The sequence below is a fragment of the Flavobacterium zhoui genome (genome assembly GCF_042787235.1).
Taxonomy (GTDB): domain Bacteria; phylum Bacteroidota; class Bacteroidia; order Flavobacteriales; family Flavobacteriaceae; genus Flavobacterium; species Flavobacterium zhoui.
In genome coordinates, this window is sequence record NZ_JBHZPY010000001.1 from 244,950 (window position 1) to 265,023 (window position 20,074).

The 20,074-nt window shown below is 33.7% G+C and carries 21 protein-coding genes; 12 read left to right on the forward strand and 9 right to left on the reverse strand.

Annotation, left to right across the window (positions count from 1 at the left end; genetic code table 11):
- Positions 1 to 104: 104 nt before the first annotated feature.
- From ACFX5F_RS01120 to ACFX5F_RS01135, 4 genes are all read left to right on the forward strand, one after another.
- Positions 105 to 587 carry a GyrI-like domain-containing protein gene (locus tag ACFX5F_RS01120; protein WP_379849100.1) on the forward strand — a complete coding sequence of 161 codons (483 nt, stop codon included), beginning with the start codon at positions 105 to 107 and terminating at the stop codon, positions 585 to 587.
- 135 nt (positions 588 to 722) lie between these two features.
- Positions 723 to 1,202: an RDD family protein gene (locus ACFX5F_RS01125; RefSeq protein WP_379849102.1), complete on the forward strand. Its 480-nt coding sequence runs from the start codon at positions 723 to 725 to the stop codon at positions 1,200 to 1,202.
- A gap of 105 nt (positions 1,203 to 1,307) precedes the next feature.
- Positions 1,308 to 2,651, forward strand: coding sequence for a deoxyguanosinetriphosphate triphosphohydrolase (locus tag ACFX5F_RS01130; protein WP_379849775.1), 1,344 nt, complete (start codon positions 1,308 to 1,310; stop codon positions 2,649 to 2,651).
- Between the two features lie 91 nt (positions 2,652 to 2,742).
- On the forward strand, positions 2,743 to 5,403 hold the full coding sequence (locus tag ACFX5F_RS01135; protein ID WP_379849104.1) for a T9SS-dependent M36 family metallopeptidase: 2,661 nt from the start codon (positions 2,743 to 2,745) through the stop codon (positions 5,401 to 5,403).
- Between the two features lie 111 nt (positions 5,404 to 5,514).
- On the opposite strand, the gene ACFX5F_RS01140 is transcribed toward ACFX5F_RS01135, so the two are convergent.
- Entirely contained in the window at positions 5,515 to 6,540 is a 1,026-nt protein-coding gene (locus ACFX5F_RS01140; RefSeq protein ID WP_379849106.1) for a LacI family DNA-binding transcriptional regulator, read from the reverse strand.
- A 344-nt stretch (positions 6,541 to 6,884) separates the two neighbouring features.
- On the opposite strand from ACFX5F_RS01140, the gene rplM reads away from it, so the two are divergent.
- The 6 genes from rplM (at position 6,885) to ACFX5F_RS01170 (ending at position 11,031) form a co-directional block, all read left to right on the forward strand.
- Positions 6,885 to 7,340 carry a 50S ribosomal protein L13 gene (gene rplM / locus ACFX5F_RS01145; RefSeq protein ID WP_073204674.1) on the forward strand — a complete coding sequence of 152 codons (456 nt, stop codon included), beginning with the start codon at positions 6,885 to 6,887 and terminating at the stop codon, positions 7,338 to 7,340.
- Positions 7,340 to 7,726: a 30S ribosomal protein S9 gene (gene rpsI / locus ACFX5F_RS01150; RefSeq protein WP_073204671.1), complete on the forward strand. Its 387-nt coding sequence runs from the start codon at positions 7,340 to 7,342 to the stop codon at positions 7,724 to 7,726. The genes rplM and rpsI overlap by 1 nt, the downstream gene beginning before the upstream one ends.
- Positions 7,727 to 7,899: 173 nt before the next feature.
- Positions 7,900 to 8,706: a 30S ribosomal protein S2 gene (gene rpsB, locus ACFX5F_RS01155; protein ID WP_379849109.1), complete on the forward strand. Its 807-nt coding sequence runs from the start codon at positions 7,900 to 7,902 to the stop codon at positions 8,704 to 8,706.
- A gap of 132 nt (positions 8,707 to 8,838) precedes the next feature.
- Positions 8,839 to 9,663 (forward strand): translation elongation factor Ts, encoded by an 825-nt coding sequence (gene tsf / locus ACFX5F_RS01160; protein ID WP_379849111.1) that lies wholly within the window; start codon positions 8,839 to 8,841, stop codon positions 9,661 to 9,663.
- A 151-nt stretch (positions 9,664 to 9,814) separates the two neighbouring features.
- Positions 9,815 to 10,468, forward strand: coding sequence for a queuosine precursor transporter (locus ACFX5F_RS01165; protein WP_379849113.1), 654 nt, complete (start codon positions 9,815 to 9,817; stop codon positions 10,466 to 10,468).
- A 2-nt stretch (positions 10,469 to 10,470) separates the two neighbouring features.
- Positions 10,471 to 11,031, forward strand: coding sequence for a DNA-3-methyladenine glycosylase I (locus ACFX5F_RS01170; RefSeq protein ID WP_379849115.1), 561 nt, complete (start codon positions 10,471 to 10,473; stop codon positions 11,029 to 11,031).
- A 33-nt stretch (positions 11,032 to 11,064) separates the two neighbouring features.
- Here ACFX5F_RS01170 and aat read toward each other — a convergent pair whose 3' ends face one another.
- The 3 genes from aat to ACFX5F_RS01185 all read right to left on the reverse strand — a co-directional run bounded on the left by aat (position 11,065) and on the right by ACFX5F_RS01185 (position 13,067).
- On the reverse strand, positions 11,065 to 11,703 hold the full coding sequence (gene aat / locus ACFX5F_RS01175; RefSeq protein WP_379849117.1) for a leucyl/phenylalanyl-tRNA--protein transferase: 639 nt from the start codon (positions 11,701 to 11,703) through the stop codon (positions 11,065 to 11,067).
- A 79-nt stretch (positions 11,704 to 11,782) separates the two neighbouring features.
- The gene (locus ACFX5F_RS01180) at positions 11,783 to 12,160 is read right to left on the reverse strand and encodes a DUF3127 domain-containing protein (protein WP_379849119.1); all 378 of its coding nucleotides are present in this window, start codon (positions 12,158 to 12,160) and stop codon (positions 11,783 to 11,785) included.
- A 28-nt stretch (positions 12,161 to 12,188) separates the two neighbouring features.
- The gene (locus tag ACFX5F_RS01185) at positions 12,189 to 13,067 is read right to left on the reverse strand and encodes a flavin reductase family protein (protein ID WP_379849121.1); all 879 of its coding nucleotides are present in this window, start codon (positions 13,065 to 13,067) and stop codon (positions 12,189 to 12,191) included.
- Between the two features lie 189 nt (positions 13,068 to 13,256).
- Between ACFX5F_RS01185 and ACFX5F_RS01190 the strand changes: the two genes are divergently transcribed.
- On the forward strand, positions 13,257 to 14,405 hold the full coding sequence (locus tag ACFX5F_RS01190) for a sensor histidine kinase (protein WP_379849123.1): 1,149 nt from the start codon (positions 13,257 to 13,259) through the stop codon (positions 14,403 to 14,405).
- Between the two features lie 10 nt (positions 14,406 to 14,415).
- On the opposite strand, the gene ACFX5F_RS01195 is transcribed toward ACFX5F_RS01190, so the two are convergent.
- The 3 genes from ACFX5F_RS01195 to greA all read right to left on the reverse strand — a co-directional run bounded on the left by ACFX5F_RS01195 (position 14,416) and on the right by greA (position 16,601).
- Positions 14,416 to 15,615, reverse strand: coding sequence for a transglutaminase domain-containing protein (locus ACFX5F_RS01195; RefSeq protein ID WP_379849125.1), 1,200 nt, complete (start codon positions 15,613 to 15,615; stop codon positions 14,416 to 14,418).
- 52 nt (positions 15,616 to 15,667) lie between these two features.
- The gene (locus ACFX5F_RS01200) at positions 15,668 to 16,057 is read right to left on the reverse strand and encodes an HIT family protein (protein WP_379849127.1); all 390 of its coding nucleotides are present in this window, start codon (positions 16,055 to 16,057) and stop codon (positions 15,668 to 15,670) included.
- A gap of 67 nt (positions 16,058 to 16,124) precedes the next feature.
- On the reverse strand, positions 16,125 to 16,601 hold the full coding sequence (gene greA / locus ACFX5F_RS01205; protein WP_073204618.1) for a transcription elongation factor GreA: 477 nt from the start codon (positions 16,599 to 16,601) through the stop codon (positions 16,125 to 16,127).
- A gap of 163 nt (positions 16,602 to 16,764) precedes the next feature.
- Between greA and ACFX5F_RS01210 the strand changes: the two genes are divergently transcribed.
- A complete protein-coding gene (locus ACFX5F_RS01210) occupies positions 16,765 to 17,184 on the forward strand; it encodes a Rieske (2Fe-2S) protein (RefSeq protein ID WP_379849129.1) in 420 nt (139 codons plus the stop codon).
- Between the two features lie 66 nt (positions 17,185 to 17,250).
- Here the strand turns inward: ACFX5F_RS01210 and ACFX5F_RS01215 are convergent, their stop codons facing one another.
- Together ACFX5F_RS01215 and arfB are read right to left on the reverse strand one after the other, a co-directional pair.
- The gene (locus ACFX5F_RS01215; RefSeq protein WP_379849131.1) at positions 17,251 to 19,404 is read right to left on the reverse strand and encodes a TonB-dependent receptor; all 2,154 of its coding nucleotides are present in this window, start codon (positions 19,402 to 19,404) and stop codon (positions 17,251 to 17,253) included.
- A gap of 265 nt (positions 19,405 to 19,669) precedes the next feature.
- On the reverse strand, positions 19,670 to 20,074 hold the full coding sequence (arfB, locus tag ACFX5F_RS01220; protein WP_379849133.1) for an alternative ribosome rescue aminoacyl-tRNA hydrolase ArfB: 405 nt from the start codon (positions 20,072 to 20,074) through the stop codon (positions 19,670 to 19,672).

Genomic DNA, 20,074 nt, shown 5'->3' on the forward strand with positions numbered 1-20,074 from the left:
TTCAGGATCCTGAAACAAGTTCAGGAATAGAAAGGATTTTCACTGCAATCAGGGCTAAAATACAGTCGGTTTTTATAATTCATTTAGAATCTAAAGTAATAAATATGACATCTCAATTAGAAAATATAATGACTTGTGGACTTTTTGTTGAAATAACAACTTCGCAAAGTCGAAATTTTATAATAATTCAGGACCATTGGGTAAAATTTAATGCGGAATTAAAGAGGTACAATTTAAAACAGAATATTGAAAATTGGGAAAAATATGGGATTACCTATAAAATAAATGAAAAGTATTTTTATATGACATCGATTCCTTATTTTGGGCAAATAATACCAAATAACTTTGTTTATAAAGAAATTCCAAAAGGAGAGTATGTCTTTTTTTCTCATACAGGAAAAATGGAGGAAATAAAAAATACCATTTACAATATCTATAAAAAGCTATTACCAAATTTAGGACTGAATATTGAGCACTATTCAATAGTGGGTTTTATTCATTTTGAAAAATACGACTTTCGTTTTCAGTGGAACAAGCCAAACTCAATAGTTGAAATCTATTTGCCTTTAAATATGCTTACTAAATAGTTTGTGCTATTTAGAATAACGTGATTGATAAGCGCGCAATAATGGGGTTTGAAAGTGGTTTTTTGTAAATAATTCACTATATTTGAGAAGGTTGTTACTCATAAAACCTTTTTTATAATAATCAAAAATAATACTATGGAAAATAAAAAATTTACAATTACAGATGATTTATTAGCTTCAAAAGGAGAACGTTTCCTGAATTTCATTATCGATTTATTGATTATTTACATTATTGCAGTATGTATTGTCGCGACGATAAATATTATTGGCGATGTAACCGATAGTTATGGGGTATCGAACTGGGTTAAATCATTGAGTTTAATTGAAAATTTATTCTTTGGACTTATTATCTTGTTTTTTTACTATGCATTTACGGAGATGTATTTCTCCAGAACATTCGCTAAGTATTTTACCAAAACTATGGTGGTAAGAGTCGATGGTTCCAAACCAAATACTAAAAACTTTATGATACGAACCGTATCCCGATTAAATCCTATTGACCCTTTTTCATTTCTGGGTAAAACAGAAAGAGGATTACATGATACTTTATCCGCAACTTACGTGGTGAAAAAACATGAGTTTGTTGAGAAAAAGAAAATGTTTTCTTTGGAATAAGGAAATTAGAAAAGATAAAAAAGCGGTCATTTTAGACCGCTTTTTTTGTTTTTAAACACAACCTTTTCTCTATATTAGCCCATTCTAATTACCAAAAAAAATATGATGAACTGGGAACAACTTTTATCACTAAAACGTCAGGGAGACAAAGGCAAAAGATTACGTATAGAACAAGATGACACCCGCTTGGGTTTTGAGGTTGATTATGATCGTATTATCTTCTCGGCGGCTTTTAGAAGTTTGCAGGATAAAACACAGGTTATTCCGTTATCAAAAACTGATTTTGTTCACACCAGATTAACGCATAGTTTAGAAGTTTCGGTTGTAGGTCGTTCTTTGGGACGATTGGTTGGAAAAAAAATTATTGAAAAATATCCGCATCTAAAAGAAGTTCACGGTTTTCACATGAATGATTTTGGTGCTATTGTTGCTGCTGCATCGTTGGCGCACGATATTGGGAACCCGCCTTTTGGACATTCAGGAGAAAAAGCGATTGGCGAATATTTCTCTATTGGAAACGGACAAAAATATAAAGACCAGCTTTCTGAAAAAGAATGGCAGGATTTAATTGATTTTGAAGGAAATGCAAACGGATTTTCGGTTCTGACGGCTAGTCGTCCTGGGATTGAAGGCGGACTGAGAATCTCCTATGCAACTTTGGGTGCTTTTATGAAATACCCCAAAGAAAGTCTGCCGAAAAAACCAACCAAAAATATTGCTGATAAAAAGTATGGTTTCTTTCAAACGGATAAAACTTTTTTCCAGGAAGTAGCTTCAGATATGGGTTTGATTTCTAATAAATCTGGAAGCGACATTGGTTTTGAAAGACATCCTTTGGCTTATTTAGTTGAAGCAGCTGATGATATTTGTTATACCATTATTGACTTTGAAGATGGAATCAATTTAGGATTAGTTTCCGAAGATTTCGCATTAGAGTATTTAATTAAATTGGTAAAAGATAGTATAGATACTACTAAGTACAAGACATTAGAAACCAAAGAAGACCGGATAAGTTATTTGCGTGCTTTGGCCATTGGGAGTTTAATTAATGATGCCGTAAAGGTTTTTATCGAAAATGAATCGCTTATCATGGAGGGTAAATTCCCGTATGCCATAATGGACAAAAGCAAGTATAAAGCGCAAATGGACGATATTATCAAGATAAGTGTCAATAATATTTACCAAAGCAGGGAAGTGATCGAGAAAGAAATTGTGGGTTATCAGATTATTCAGACTTTGTTGGATAAATTCATTACAGCATTCAACAATAAATTCGAAGGGAATGCATCTAATTATGATTCTTTAATTTTAAAAATGTTGCCAGAAAAGCATCATTTGGAAAAAGATAACCTTTACAGTCGCTTGCTGCATATTTGTCATTTTATTTCGTTACTAACCGATGGTAATGCTTTGCTATTTTATAAAACAATCACAGCAGTCAAAAGTTAAATTACGAACAATTTAATGGTTAATTGTTAAATCAAGTAAAAATAATTAAGTTTGCGGCAATAATTAACCCTGTTTGAATTTAACCACATTTATGAAAAAAATTACCTTGTTAATTTTATTTTTTATCCCTATTATTAGTTTTTCACAATCTAATGCTGAAGCGATTCAAAGATATCTGAATAACAAAACCGCAAAATTGGATGTGTCCAATGCTGATGTTAAAGATTGGATAATTGAAAGTGAAGCAAACTCAACTAGTACGGAGATTAATAATTGCTATGTTTTACAGCGTTATCAAGGGATAGAAGTTTTTAGAGCACTTTCTAATTTTTCCATAAAAGAGGGTCAGGTTATTAATGTAGGAAATCGGTTTGTTGCTAATCTATCTCAAAAAGTAAATGCTACCAAGCCTTCACTTTCTGTAGTCGATGCTTTGGCAAAAACGTATACTAAATTAGATATTACGGCCGCTGCACCATTTGTCATTCTGGAAAAAATAAGTCAGCATAAATTTAAAATTTCAAATGGTCTTTCTATAGAAGAGCCTGTAAGTGCAAATTTAGTATATCATTTAACTAAAGAAAATACTTTAAAATTAGCTTGGGATTTTACTATAAACACATCCGGTCACAATCATATTTGGAGTGTTAGAGTTGATGCTTTGAATGGCGAAATATTGGAAAAAAAGGACTTAAATATTTCTTGTAGTTTTGATGTAAATAGATTTTACCCTGCTGCAAATAAATTTTCTAATAAGCCAATTAAAGCGGGTTATAAACAATTATTTTCTGCGGCACCTATGTATGCGGGAGGTGGTTCATATAATGTCATTCCTTTTAATTATGAAAGTCCGAATCACAGTGCAAGAAGGTTAATATCAAATCCGGCAAATGCTACAGCCTCCCCTTATGGCTGGCATGATATTGATGGCTTTGATGGTGCAGAATATACCGTTACAAGAGGTAATAATGTTTGGGCAAAAGAGGACTTCCTCGGTGATAACATTGTTGTAGGAAATGGTCCTGATGGGGGAGCGGGTTTAGTTTTTGATTTTCCTTATGGTGGTACGGGAGTAGAAGCAGCTTCATACATTAATGCCGCGACAACTAATTTGTTCTATATGAATAATGTGATGCATGACATTTGGTATCAATATGGTTTTAATGAAGCCAGTGGGAATTTTCAAGAGAATAATTATTTTCGTGGAGGAAAGGAAAATGATTTTGTTAATGCGGATGCTCAAGACGGATCTATGGCAGATCCTCGGAGCGTAAACAATGCAAATTTTTCAACGCCTGTAGATGGAGGTAAGCCTAGAATGCAAATGTTTTTATGGAATTCCGGTCCTGAAATCAAGCCTATAATCGTTAATTCTCCGCAAAATATTGCCGGAAGTTACGTGGCTAAGCAAAATTCTTTTAACCCTGGACGAGTTGATTTACCTGTAGTGCCTAATTTTATTCAATCCGATTTAGTTTTGTATTTAGATAGTACAGGAGGGACTAGTGATGCTTGTGTTGCGCCATCTAATGCGGCCGCTATGAATAAGAAAATTGTGGTATTAAGAAGAGGTTCTTGTACTTTTGTAGTAAAAGTGAAAGCCGCTCAAAATGCAGGTGCGGTAGCTGTAATTATAGTTAATAATGCAGACGGTGCAATAACTATGTCAGGAGCTGATGCGTCTATTAAGATTCCTGCTATAAGTGTAACACAGGCAGTTGGAGAATCTCTCATAGCGCAAATGCAAACGCAAAATGTGAATGTCAACTTACAGGTGGAAAACTCTCCGTTTGTAAATTCAGATGGAGACTTTGATAATGGAATAATTGCACATGAATATGGCCATGGGATTTCAACTCGTTTAGCTGGGGGGCGAAATAATTCCAGTTGTCTTCAAAATACAGACCAAATGGGAGAGGGCTGGTCTGACTGGTTTGCTCTTATGTTACAAATTAAGACTGGTGACGTTGGCACATCAAAACGAGGTATAGGAACGTTTGTATCGATGCAATCAACAGATGGATTAGGAATAAGAGATTATCCGTATTCTACAGATAGGGCTATTAATCCGATGACCTATGCACAAACGAACAAATATCAGTACACGGATAAAGATGGAGTAGAGCAGACTGAAATTCACGGTACTGGTTCCGTATGGACAACCTTTTTATGGGATTTGACTTGGGCATATATCAATAAATATGGATATGATGATAATAAGTATACGGGTATTGGTGGGAACAATAAACTAATGCGTATTGTGTTGGATGGTATTAAGTTAATGCCCTGTAGTCCTACTTTTGTTAGTGCAAGAGATGCGATTATAGCAGCTGATCAGGCAATTACCGGTGGTAAAGATTATTGTATGATATGGGGGGTATTTGCGGCTCGAGGTTTAGGCGTAAATGCGTCAGCTGGTGATGGGAATATAGGTAATGATCAGGTAGAAGATTTTGCAACTCCTGCGGCTGGACCAAATTGTGTTCTTATGGTGCAAGATTTTGAAAGCGGTAGAGGAATGAATGTCTATCCTAATCCTTCTACTGGTCAAGTGAATCTTCGTACTGAGCAATATTTGGGGAAAATCACTATTCAAATAATCGATATTAACGGAAGAGTAGTTTTTAAATTAAAAAACGAAGAATTCAATAATCTAAAAACAATTGATTTATCCCGTCTTCAAAAAGGAGTTTATATTTTGAAAGTTAACGGTGATGATCTTGAATTTACTGAAAAAATTATTTTGAATTAAATTTCAAATAAAAAAGTTCGGTAATAATTTCGAAGAATTATAAGGCATTGAATGCATATCAGTTTAATTAAAAAATCCATCAGTTTTAGCGAACTGATGAATTTTTTTATGTTATAATTTCCTTGTTGACTCCCGTTCTTTCAATTTAGTTTTGATTACCACCGTCTCATAAGGCAGATGCTCTTCTTTTGATTCTAATCTTTCGATAAGCAATTTAGCTGCTACTTCGCCAATTTCTATACCGTGCTGGCTAACAGTAGTTAAACTCGGGGACAATCTTCTAGAGGCGAGAATTCCATCAGCAAAGCCTATAATTGAGAGCTCTTCTGGAATTTTATTTCCTTTTTTAAGACCAAATTTCAATGCTGCAACGGAGTCGCTTTCTTCTAAAGCAAAAATTCCGTCAATTGTATCGCTATCAAGAATCTGCTCAATTTTCTCGTTTAAATCATCTTCGGAATCTGTTCTCAAGATTAGATTCGGATTAATGGTTATGTTATTATTCTCTAATGCCTTGAGGTAGCCTTCAGCTCTGAGCTTACCCACACTCAAATTATCTATCGAAGAAAATAATGCAATATTCTTACATCCTAAATCTATTAAACGTTGCGTGGAGTTTAAAGCAGAATCAAAATCATCGACAATAACTTTATCGCAATCTACCCCTTCGGCAATTCGGTCGAACATAACTATAGGAGTGCCATCATTAATAATTTCTTTAAAATGATTGTATTCATGAAGTTTTTGCGCTTCTTCAGAAACCGATAAAATAAATCCATCGATAGTTCCATTACTTAGCATTTCAAGTGTATGGGCTTCTTTTTCTAAAGATTCATTAGAGATACACATTATAACATTATATCCTTTTTCGTCAGCGACTTTTTCTATACCACTAAATACTTTGGCAAAAAAAGAATTTAGAATGTTAGGTATAATTACTCCAATCGTTTTTGTTTTTCTGTTTTTAAGATTCAAACCAATGATGTTTGGCTTATAGTTTTTGAGTTTTGCGTATTCTTTAATTTTGATTTTTGTCATTTCACTAATCTCCGGGCTGTCATTAAGCGCTTTTGAAACAGTAGAAACAGATACATTTAGTTCTTTTGCAATTTGTTTTAATGTTGCTTTGGCTTTCATATGAGGAAATTTATAGGTAATTTAAAATGTGAAAATAAGTACAAGATAGAAATAATTAGAATATTAACGGTATAAATGACAAAAATAGCCATTAAAATATAAAATTCACCCTTGAAAAATGATTAATGTACAATATACTTGAAAAAAAAGGGGATAGCTTAGTTTAATAAGTCTACTATGGAATATTTCTAAATTGAATCCGGGATAATTATTTTAAATATACATTTGATTATCAGAGCAAAAACAAGAAAAAAATAATCATTTAAGGTATTTGTATTTAAAATAATTAATTGTACTTTTGCAACCCCTTTATTGGGGATGGAATGTTTAATTAAAAATATATTATGGACGCATTAAGCTACAAGACACAATCAGCAAGCAAAGCCACCGTTACAAAAGAGTGGATTGTTGTAGATGCTGATGGTCACAACTTAGGTCGTCTTGCTTCAAAAGTCGCTATGATTTTGAGAGGTAAGTACAAGCCAAGTTACACACCACACGTGGACTGCGGAGATAACGTAATCGTTATCAACTCAGAAAAAATTAACCTTACAGGTAACAAAATGGACGAGAAGACTTACATTCGTCACACAGGTTACCCAGGTGGTCAAAGAACTTTAACTGCTAAAGTATTGCAAGCAAAAAACCCTGCATTATTAGTAGAGAAAGCTATTAAAGGGATGTTACCTAAAAATAAATTAGGAGCAGAGCTTTTTAGAAATTTAAATGTTGTTGTAGGATCAGAGCACAAACAAGGCGCTCAAAAACCTAAAACAGTTAACCTTAACGATCTTAAGTAATGGGAGTAATTCACAAAATCGGTAGAAGAAAAACCGCTGTTGCACGTGTATACGTTTCGGAAGGAACAGGAGTAATCGTTGTAAACAAAAAACCATTCGAAACTTATTTCCCTACTGCAACTTTACAGTACAAAGTTTTACAACCTATGTCTATGACAGAAAATGTAAGCAACTTTGACGTAAAAGTGAACGTTTATGGAGGTGGTTCAACTGGTCAAGCAGAAGCTGTAAGAATGGCATTAGCACGCGTTATGTGTGAAGTAAATGCTGAAAACAGAGCTATCTTGAAACCAGAAGGTTTATTGACAAGAGATCCAAGAATGGTTGAACGTAAGAAATTCGGTCAGAAGAAAGCTCGTAAGAGATTCCAATTCTCTAAACGTTAATATTACCTGTCTTGTTCAAATGGGACAAGACATCGTTCATTTATTATTGAATTTAAAAAAACAGTTGTTGTTGCTCTCCTACTGAGGTAGGAAATAGTTTAGCATCTAAATGTATAAAGCCGAGAAATCGCCATTTATTCATTGCTAATCAACAGAACGTAAACTAGAACAAAATGGCAAACAAAGTAGAAGTAAAAGAATTACTAGAAGCAGGTGTTCACTTCGGACACATGACTAGAAAATGGGATCCAAACATGGCTCCTTACATTTATATGGAGCGTAATGGTATTCACATTATCAATCTATATAAAACTGCAGCAAAAATTGAAGAAGCGAATGAAGCTTTGAAAAAAATCGCTGCATCAGGTAGAAAAATATTATTCGTTGCTACCAAAAAACAAGCAAAAGACATCGTTGCTGAAAAAGCAAAAGCTGCAAACATGCCTTATATCACTGAAAGATGGCCTGGTGGAATGCTAACTAACTTCGTAACTATCCGTAAAGCTGTTAAAAAAATGGCTACTATTGATAAAATGAAGAAAGATGGTACATTCATGACCCTTTCTAAGAAAGAGCGTTTGCAAGTTGATCGTCTTCGTGCTAAATTAGAGAAAAATTTAGGTTCAATCGCAGATATGTCTAGACTACCAGCTGCATTGTTCGTAGTTGATATCAAAGCGGAACACATCGCAATAAAAGAAGCTCAAAAATTAAACATTCCAGTTTTCGCTATGGTGGATACTAATTCTGACCCAAGAGAGGTTGAATTCGTAATCCCATCTAACGATGATGCTTCTAAATCAATTGATAAAATTTTATCTTTAGTAACAGCTGCAATTGTTGAAGGACTTTCTGATAGAGGTTCTGACAAAGAAGGTGAAGCTCCAGTTGAAGCAACTACAGAAGTAGTAGCTCCTGCTGAAGTAGCTGAGGTTGCTCCTGCTGTTGAAGCAGCTGCTCCAACTGTAACTGAAGAATAAATAAACATTTAATTCCAAGTTTTAATTCCTCTCCATAAAAAATTAGAAACCTAAAGTTGATAATTTAATAAAATTGGAAACTGGATTTGAAACTTGGAATTTTTTACTTTTAACCTTAAAAAAATATACAATATGGCAACAATTACTGCTGCAGACGTAAATAAATTAAGAACAATCACTGGTGCAGGAATGATGGACTGCAAAAAAGCTTTGGTTGAAGCAGACGGAGATTTTGATTTAGCTATCGAAAACTTACGTAAAAAAGGACAAAAAGTAGCTGCAAACCGTTCAGATAGAGAATCTACTGAAGGTGCTGCAATTGCTGTTGTAAATGCTGACAAAACTGCTGGTGTAGTTATAACATTAAACTGTGAGACTGACTTCGTGGGTATGAATGAAAACTTTGTGAAAATGGCTACTGAAATGGCTAATTCAGCATTGAACTTCAATACTAAAGAAGAATTTTTAGCAAGTGATTTCAACGGAATGACTGTTGCTGATAAATTAATCGAGCAAACTGGAGTTATCGGTGAAAAATTAGAAATTAGAACTTTCGAAAAATTAGAAGGTGCTTTTATCGGTTCTTACATCCACTCTGGAAACAAAATCGCTACTTTAGTTGCTTTATCTGCAAAATTAGATGGTGCTGATGAAGTTGCAAGAAACATTGCTATGCAAGCTGCAGCTATGTCTCCTATCGCTTTAGACGAAACTGGTGTTGATGCTGATACTATCGCTAAAGAAATCGAAATTGCTAAAGATATCCTACGTCAAGAAGGAAAACCTGAAGCAATGTTAGACAATATCGCTAAAGGTAAATTGGCTCGTTTCTTTAAAGACAATACTTTAGTAAATCAAGATTATATCAAAGACAACAAAATGAGCGTTGCTGCTTATGCGAAATCTTTAGATAAAGATCTTATCGTTACAGGTTTCAAAAGAGCTGCTTTAGGATAACCATTCTAAAATCGTTTCAGAATCTCTAAATTTATCTTAGAAGTTTTCTAAACCAAATATAAAATCCCATTTTGTTGTAAAGGCAAGATGGGTTTTTTTTATTATCTAAAAAGAAATTAAAATACTAAATTTGGAAAACTAATAGTTTTTTATGTTCAGATCTAAAAAAGATATTGTGTTTGTAATCCTAGCGGGAATCTTCATTACTAATGCTGTTGTAGCAGAATTAATCGGTGGAAAATTGATACAAGTGGGGCCTTTCGTTATGAGTATCGGAATTTTGCCGTGGCCAGTAGTTTTCCTCACTACTGATTTAATCAATGAATATTTTGGAGAAAAAGGAGTAAAGAAACTATCCTATATTACGGCTTGTTTAATTGCTTATGCTTTTATTATTCTACTTTTAGCCATACTTGTTCCCGCGGCAAAAGGGATTAGTCCTGTAAATGATTCTCAGTTTTATGCCGTATTTGGTCAAAGTATGTGGATTATTGCCGGTAGTATTATCGCATTTTTAGTTTCCCAATTAATAGATGTAACCGTTTTTTGGTTTTTTAAAAACAGGACAGGAGAACGAAAAATATGGCTACGAACAACCGGTTCTACAGTAGTTTCACAATTATTTGATTCCTTTATTGTATTAGGAATTGCATTTTGGCTGCCCGGAAAAATCAACTTTGACACTTTTTTAAGCTCTGCAATAGTTGGTTATACATTCAAATTAGGAATTGCTATTTTATTGACTCCATTAATTTATTTAGGACATCATTTAATAAAAAAATATTTATCAGAAGAAACAGAATAATCATGGAAGAAAAAACTAGATGTAAATGGTGCGTTGGTATTGATATTTATGAAAAATATCACGATGAAGAATGGGGTGTTCCCGTTTATGATGATCAAAAATTATTTGAATTCCTAATCCTAGAAACCTTTCAGGCTGGGTTAAGTTGGATTACAATCCTAAAAAAGAGAGAAAACTTCAAATTAGCTTTTGATGATTTTGACTATAAAAAAGTAGCACTTTATAACGAAGATAAAATTCAGGAATTACTTCAAAACGCAGGTATTATTCGCAATCAATTAAAAATTCGCGCAGCAGTTTCAAATGCGGTTGCCTTTATGAAAGTACAAGATGAATTTGACAGTTTTTCTAAATACATTTGGGAATTTACAGGAGGAAAGCTAATAAATAACAATCGAAAAACGCTAAAAGAAGTTCCTGCCACCACTCCACTTTCTGACGCTATCAGTAAAGATTTAAAAAAACGTGGGTTTAAATTTGTGGGATCTACCGTAGTTTATGCCCATATGCAAGCAACAGGAATGGTCGATGATCACGTAGAAGATTGTTGGAAAAATAAATAATATTCTGGGGACACAATTTGCAGGAATAAAAAACTATTCACTTTTCAATATTTCCATAAAATCGATTCTGTCAATTTCCCTACAGCCCAAGCTTTCGAGATGAGGATTATAAACCTGGCAATCTAACAATTTATAATTGGTAGTCTTTAACTGGTTTACCAATGCGATAAAAGCTACTTTTGAAGCATTCGATACCAAAGAAAACATACTTTCACCACAAAAAACATGACCCAAATCGATTCCATATAAACCACCGACCAATTTCTCATTTTGCCAAACCTCAACCGATTTTGCCATTCCTAATTCATGCAGTGTACAATACGCTTCAATCATGTCGTTAGTGATCCAAGTTCCGTTTTGACCGTCTCGTTTTATATCTTGACAGTTCAAAATTACATCTCTGAAGTTTTGATTGAAAGTGACAGTAAAGACATTTCTATTGAGAATGTTCCGCATACTTTTGGAAATTACCAATTCATCCAAAAACAAAACCATTCTTGGATTCGGTGACCACCAGGTTATCGGTTCACCATCTTCGAACCAAGGGAAAATGCCACTATTATAAGCGAGGTGCAGTCGTTCAGGCGATAAATCACCGCCAAGAGCAAGAATACCTTTCGAATTGGTCAGCGTGACGGGAGGAAAAAACAGTTCTGCAGTTAAATAATACATCTTTTATAGTACAATAAAACCCGACAATTAGTTAAATAGCTGTCGGGTTTGTTTTATAAAATCAATTAAGATCAAATGATTAAAATGGCAAATCGTCTGCTTCTTCTTCGTTTAAGTTTGTTGCTGGTGCAAATGCTTCAGCAGCTGGCATTGGAGCTACTTGAGCGTTAGGAGCATCAGCGGCAACTCTTTCTACTCTCCAACCTTGGATTGCATTGAAATATTTAGTTACGCCTTGTGGATCTACCCATTCGCGTCCTCTTAAATTAATAGAAACTTTTACCGCTTCACCTACTTTAAAACTATTCAATAAATCACATTTGTCCTGTACAAATTCCACTAAAATATGTTGTGGATATTGTTCCTCTGTCGTTACAACTAGTTCTCTTTTTAAGAAACTTCCATTTCCTACATTTTTAGCTTCTCCAAGCATTTTAATTTTTCCTGTAACTTCCATCTTCGTTATTTTTTGTTATTGTTTTGAATTAATTTTTTTTAGCTAAAAGCACTTTCCAAGCTGATAAAACATCTTTTTCATTTAAGTATTTTTTAGCTTCGATATGGACTTTTTCCTGATCATCTGAGCTTAAAACTCCTTTTACAGCAAAATTCTGTTTTACAAATATACTAACTTCTTCTAAAGTAGGCAAGGCCTCAATATTACCCAACATCCCCAAATCATTTCCATCAAAAATAGCACTTTCTTTTATAAAATCAGGTATGGCATCAACTCCGATTCCCAATGTTGTCAGTGGTTTTGGGACTTCAAAAAGTCCCTGATTTGACCTGGAATACCAGTTGCCTCCTAATCTTGAAACTAAGTCTATTTTATATTGGTCAATAGACCCATTTTCATCTAAAATACATTCGTCAATATGAATTCGCAACACTTCACAAAGAATTAAATTGCCTGCTCCACCTTCAGTTCCTAAAGGGATAATTTGAGTTACTTTACATTCAAATTGAACTGGCGATTCTTTTACTCTAAAGGGTTTCACTACCTCTGAAGGAATTGGTGTAAACCCGGCTTTTAGAAACTCATTTACGCCCTCAGCATATTCTGTACTTGCAAGAGACGTTTGTTGCACCATATCATAATTCACCACATTTATGACCACTTCTCCAGTAGATTCAGCATTAATTAAAGTATGTTTTATCGAATTATCTCGCACACGCCTAGCAGGTGAGAAAATAAGAATTGGCGGATTAGCACTAAACACGTTAAAGAAACTAAAAGGAGATAAATTTGGATTCCCTTTAGTGTCAATAGTACTGGCAAATGCTATAGGTCTTGGCCCCACGGAACTTTGTAAGTAGCCCTGTAGCTTTGCAGTTTCAATACTTTTTGGATCAATAGTAATCATGATGACGTAGTTTATAATGAGTGGGGTTTGCTAACAGGCAAAAGTAAGTAAATGGTTTAAATTTATAAAGGACGAATGCCGATTTAAGGTTAAATAAATATTTTGTTTTTTATCAAAAAAAGCTCTTAATATGAAAACTAAAATAATAGTGCGACTATTTCGTTATATTTATACCTCAAAATTTAATTTATGCAGTTTTCTGATAAAAAAAACACAACCCGCTGGGTCATCATTTTTGCTTCATTCTTTATCATTTCTCTAATTCTGTGGAACACCTATACCTTTTTTCAAATCTTCAAAAATGAAGAGCGTCTTAAAATGAACCTTTGGGCAAATGCACAAAAGACATTAAAAAATGCTGATGAAAATACAGATGTAGAGCTTCCTCTTCAAATATTCAGTAACAACACTTCTATTCCTATTATTCTTACTGAGAATGACAGCATCATAAATACCGTTAATATCGATGAAGAAATCGTAAAAGATAAAATTAGGGCCAAGGCTTTTTTATCTGATTTACGAAATGAAAACGAACCCATTGTAATCGAATACGTACCAAAAAAGTTTCAAAAACTATATTATGGGAACTCAGCCTTACTTAACAAACTAAAATATTATCCTATTGCTTTGATGTTAATCATAGTGCTATTTGGTGGTGTAGTTTACAATTTTTACCGAAGTAACAAAATGGCCACTCAAAACAAACTTTGGGCAGGAATGGCGAAGGAAACAGCGCATCAAATAGGCACACCACTTTCTTCCTTAATTGGTTGGGTGGAACTATTGAAATCTGAAAATGTAGAGGAGAGTACTACATTTGAGATAGAGAAAGATATTGAACGATTACAAACAATTACGGATCGTTTTTCAAAAATAGGCTCCGAGCCAAAACTAGAAATCAAAGACATTATAGAAGAAACGCTGCAATCCTATGATTATCTGCAGTCGCGTTTTTCAAAGCAAATTGAATTTTCTTTTAAAGCGCCTAAATCCCCAATAATGGTGTCATTAAACCCTACTTTACACAGTTGGACTATCGAAAATTTGGTAAAAAATGCTATTGATGCGATGAAAGGGAGAGGAAAATTGTCGTTAGAAATAGAACAAGACGCTGGACATGTGAAAATAAATGTTACAGATACAGGAGGTGGGATTCAAAAAAAACAATTCAAATCCATTTTTGAACCGGGATTTACCACCAAAAAAAGAGGCTGGGGCTTGGGACTTTCTTTAACCAGAAGAATTGTAGAGGAATACCATAAAGGAACTATAAAAGTCCTGAATTCTGAGATAGGAAAAGGAACGACGATGCAAGTCAGTTTTAAAAAGGCATCTTAATTTAGCTTAATCAGTACCAAGTTATTTTGGTAAACATTCCTTTTCTGACCATATTATTTTTGCTTAAATAATTTTGGACAAAAATTAAATGCTCCTCGGTTTGCGCCAAAGCATTATTAATTGATTTTTTTAACGACGCTAAATTTGATGAATTTCCGCTTCCAACGTAACCCATATCATAAAGGGCATTTTGGCATTCAATTAATTTTTGTTTTGGTGTGGTAACCATATTTTTAATTTCGTTATCTGGCAGAGTAGGACTGAATCTTTTGTTTCTGTAATTAATAAAGTCATTTAACAAGCTGATAGCCTGATTGCAATTGTTAGTAATTATATTCAATTTTTCGACATTTGTTTTTTGACGTAGATAACTTATGTTTTTGTCTTTATTTTTTAGTCGTTCTAAAATTAGATTATTTTCTACTCCATTCTTTTCTATTCTTTCAGCAGAGTCGTATAATCTATCGATTTCTGATGATGATTCGTATCTTGCAATTTCATTTTCAAAATCGAAGTATTTCTTTGATTTATTAATTTGAGTTTTGCCCTGGTAAAACTCTTGGTTTGTGATTGGATAATTCAGAAATTGCCATAAATAATCAAAAGGAATGTGGGAAGAGATCGATTGTGAAGGACTAACTTTAAAATAAGAATTATCTAATTTTTTGAAGAAACGACCGTTATTTGAAAAACCTGAACCCCAGGTTGGATCAAATAAATACCATTTGTTGTTTATTTTTGCAGCACACCAAGCATGAGAAATTGTATCAATTACCCCATTTTGTTTGCTATATCCGCTTATGATTACTGATTTTATACCCACTTTACTCGCTAAATCATTAAAAATTTCTGTGTAATCACTACAAACTCCCTTTCTGGTTTGGAGAATGTTTTTTATTTTATTTTCAGAAGTTACTCTGCTATTTAAAGTAAACCTATTCCCCATATCATAGCTTATATTGGAGGCTGTCCAATAAAAAATCGCTCGAATTTTGTCGTTGTCTGTTTTAAAATTTGAATTGATGTAATTGGCAATATCTTTAGTTGAAAAAGTGGCGCTAGTAGGGATTTTAGAGATTTGTACATCAACTAACATATAGTCTGTTTGGCTTTGGCCAAAACTTAAAATGGATAAAAATAAAGAGAGAAGTATATAAATATTTTTCAACATGCAATCTGGCTCAAAATTAGAAAGGGAATAAGTTTTCACCTATTCCCTTTCTAAACGAAAATCGTACCAATTTATTTTATTTGTAAAAACATTATAAATTGGCTTTAATACGTAGTGCCATTGCTTCAAATTGTTCTTTTGAAAGTGATACTTTATTTTGAAAACGCATTTCGTCCATTTCATTCAAAGGAATAAGGTGAACGTGAGCATGAGGAACTTCAAGTCCTATAACCGCCATTCCTATTCTTTTACAAGGAACTGCTTTTTCTAGTGCAACAGCAATTTTTTTGGAAAACTGCATCAGCCCAATATACAAGTCATCTTCGATATCAAAAATCTTATCAATTTCCAGTTTTGGAATGCAAAGTGTATGTCCTTTGGCGTTTGGATTCACATCCAAAAAAGCCAAAAAATTATCGTCTTCAGCAATTTTATAACAAGGAATTTCTCCTTTTATAATTTTTGTAAATATACTTGACATTATAGAATTGGTTAATTGTTGAATGGGTTAATCGGTTAAACAATTAACCGATCAAACCTTTAACTATTTAGTCGCGTGAAATTTCTAAAATCTCAAATTTCAAAACTCCGTTTGGGACTGTTATTTCTGCAAATTCTCCTACTGATTTCCCCAATAAACCTTTACCAATTGGTGAGGTTACAGATATTTTTCCTGTTTTCAAATCAGCTTCACTTTCGGCAACTAATGTATAAGTCATTTCCATTCCGTTGGTTTGGTTTTTGATTTTTACGTTAGATAAAACCAATACTTTAGAAAGATCTAAATGAGACTCGTCAATTAATCTGGCATTAGAATGTACTTCTTCCATCTTAGCAATACGCATTTCGAGCATTCCTTGTGCTTCTTTGGCTGCATCATACTCGGCATTTTCAGACAAGTCACCTTTGTCTCTTGCCTCAGCTATATCTGCGGATGCTTTTGGACGCATTACACTTTTTAAATAATCTAATTCTTCTCTTAATTTTTTTAATCCTTCTGCCGTGTAATAAGATACTGTACTCATAACTTGATCGTTTATATAAATAGAAAAAATCCCATCAGGACGGGATTTCTTTCCACAAAGATACTATTAATTTTTTTAGCCTATAAATATATGTTAATCATATATAATTCAAAGTTAAATAAATTAAATTTGTTTCACTAATTCTTTTACAAAATTTTAGAAAATGAAAAAATTCATTCTACTATTGACTTTTTTATCCATATTCTTTTCCTGCAGTGACAATGGTTTTACCAATAAAAATCCTTACCTGCCTAATTATACTTTTACCATAGATCTCAATATGAATTTGCCCGCCTATTCTAGTCTTCAGTATCCCAGCAATGCTATTTATTATTCTGGTGTTGGAGCCAAAGGAATATTTGTATTCAATACCGGAAGCGGATATAATGCTTTTGATGCTGCCTGTCCCAATCAAGCATTGAGCTCTTGTTCTACGATGACTCTTAAAGGAATAAACATAATTTGCGCTTGTGACAGCAAAGAATACAGTTTGTTTACGGGTCAAGCCCAAGGCGGGGCGCAATATCCTTTGAAACAATATCGTGTAGAAGTAAATGGAAATGTACTCCGGGTTTATAATTAAAACTAAAAAAATCCTGACAGTCCAAATCAGACCGTCAGGATTTCTAAAATTTTAGTTGATATTTTTCTAAAACTTCAATGTCAAACCAGCCAAGAAGTTGATTCCGGCTTGTGGATAATAATACGGATAAACGTCGTACATATACCCATTTGAGACGTATTTCTTATCAAGAATGTTATTAACCAAACCTGTAATTACAATTGATTTGAAAACTGATTTCGGTTTGATTTCATAAGCGATATTCAAATCATTCACAAAATAATTAGCCAACTTTGCTGCAGGCAATTCAATGTTATTCATGTATTGTTCGCCTACAAATTTTTGTAACCATGAAATTTGAAGGTTTTCTAAAGGTTTATAAACAATAATATTTCCCACTATAACTGATGGCGAATAAGCAATATCAGTAGTTCCATAATTCTCTCCTTCTACAGCTAAATCAATATTTTTATTACTGCTTAAAGTAAAATTTGGACGAATAATAAATTGTTTTGATAAAGCAATCGTAGCGTCAACCTCTAATCCTAAACGGTAACTTTTTTCGCTGTTAGAGCGAATCGGACTTCCTACGTCATCTAGTTTTCCAGTTAAAATCAACTGGTCTTTATAAGCCATATAATACACATTCGAATTGAATTGTACTTTATCAGCATCATATCGCCAACCCATTTCAAAGTCATTCAACTTTTCTGGTTTCGCATTTCCGCCTTCATAATCCGTTCTGTTAGGTTCCCGATTAGCTCTTGCATAGGAAAAATACAGCTTATTATTAGTATTAATATCGTAATTCAAACCTGCCTTCGGGTTGAAGAAATTAAAGGTGTCATTTACCAGGCCTGTTTCATAACGATTGACTTTATAGTGCACGTTTCTAAGCTGTAAATCTCCAAATAGGCTTATTTTTGCTGCGATTTGATAATTTGCTTTTGCAAAAATATTTCCATCGGTTTTAACCGCAAAATCATCATAATAATGATCTCCCAATTCACTTTGTGAAGCATATCTTGCCCAAATTACTTTCCCAAAATGGTTTCCTTCATATTTGTTATAACCACCACCAAAAATGACGTCCAGTTTATCACTCTTATAATTCGCAGAAAATGTGGTTCCGTAGAAATCATTATCCAACCATTTTTGACGGATTAAATCGGTTGTGTTTATTGTTGCCCCATTAATAACGATTGGAGTCAAACCATAACTTGAAAACTTCGCATCTTCTTTATAATTCTCATAATATCCTTTTCCTTTAGTATAATGAAAAGCTAAGTTCGTACTCCAATTATTGGAAACTTTTTCGTTCCAATGTAATTGATAGTGGTCTTGTTGGTAATTATCGGTTTCATTATCATAAAACCTTGTTTTTCCAAATTCGTCTGTAGAAATGCCAGATGAATTAAAGGTTCTGTCACTGTTTAAAGTTGCTTCGTCAATTCCGTTCCAGGATTGGTAGGTTTTTTCTTTTCCGCCAAAAGCCAAAGCTTTAATTAAAGTCGTTTTACCAACATACGTTCCCTGAAGGAAATAAGATTTTAAATCTGATGCCGCTCTGTCAATATAACCATCCGATTTCAACGCAGACAAACGTCCCGCCAATTCAAAATGATCATTAATCAATCCCGTACTGAATTTCACAGTATGCTTTTGAGTATTAAAACTTCCAAAAGAGTTTGAAATTTCTCCCGTTGCTTTATCAGAATAGGAATCAGTCAACATGTTTAAACTCGCACCAAAAGCACCAGCTCCATTTGTCGAGGTTCCTACACCGCGTTGCAATTGCAAACTCTCCACCGAAGAAGCGAAATCTGGCATATTCACCCAATAGGTTCCGTGACTTTCAGAGTCATTGTAAGGAATTCCGTTAATGGTTACATTTACTCTCGTCGCATCGCTACCACGAACACGTATTCCAGTATATCCGACACCGTTTCCAGCATCAGAAGTCGTCACAACTGAAGGTAAATAATTCATCAGAATGGAAATATCTTGTCCTAAATTCCGGAACTTGATTTCTTTTTTGTCCAAATTGCTAAAACTTACTGGAGTTTTTGAAGTAACTCGAACTGCCGAAACCAAGACTTCATCGAGTTGGTTGACTTTAGTGGTGTCTTTGACTTGTGAAAAGGAATAAAAGGATAATAGAGAAAAGATAATAGACAGCAATAATCTCGAACTTTGTGTCTTTGTGCCTTTGCGGCCAATAAAATAAAATAGAGTATTCATCCGTAAAAAGATTACGAATAAAAGGGGGAATTATTCTTTTGTTAAATTAAAATGATTGTTTCCTATGACAAATCGATAGTGTGCACGCTATTTTTTTTGTCATTTTTTCCCTTAACAGCATTACCTGTTCAGGTTCGTTGGGTATAATCTCAGCTCGTTATTTAGAGCACCCCTTTGAGACGGTGCAAATTTAGAAAAGATTTTTAGATTTTTAGATTGTTTGACCCTTAGATTTTGAAAAATAATTAGAACCCAAAAAACGAAATTAATTTAAATCTGGTTTTCTCCGATTTTTCTTGACTTCAGAAATATTTTTTTTATACTTGATTCGCTTTCTAATAACAGATTTTGGAATTTTAGTGGCTCTTCTTTCTTTGGGGACAAGTAATCCATTTTTTATGATTTCCAAAAAGCGTTTTATTACAATTTCTTTATTCTTCAATTGACTTCGATCTTCATCACAGTTCAAAATCAAAACTAAAACTGTTGTTAGCCGTGAGGATAATTTAGTTTCCAGACGTAATTTTTCCTCTTCGGTCAATGCTTGTGAGTTTTTCAAATCAAAAGTCAAAACCACTTTAGAGGAAACCTTGTTTACATTTTGTCCGCCAGCACCACTACTTCGAACGGCTTTCAACGTTAATTCTGATATGATTTTTTCTTTTTCCAA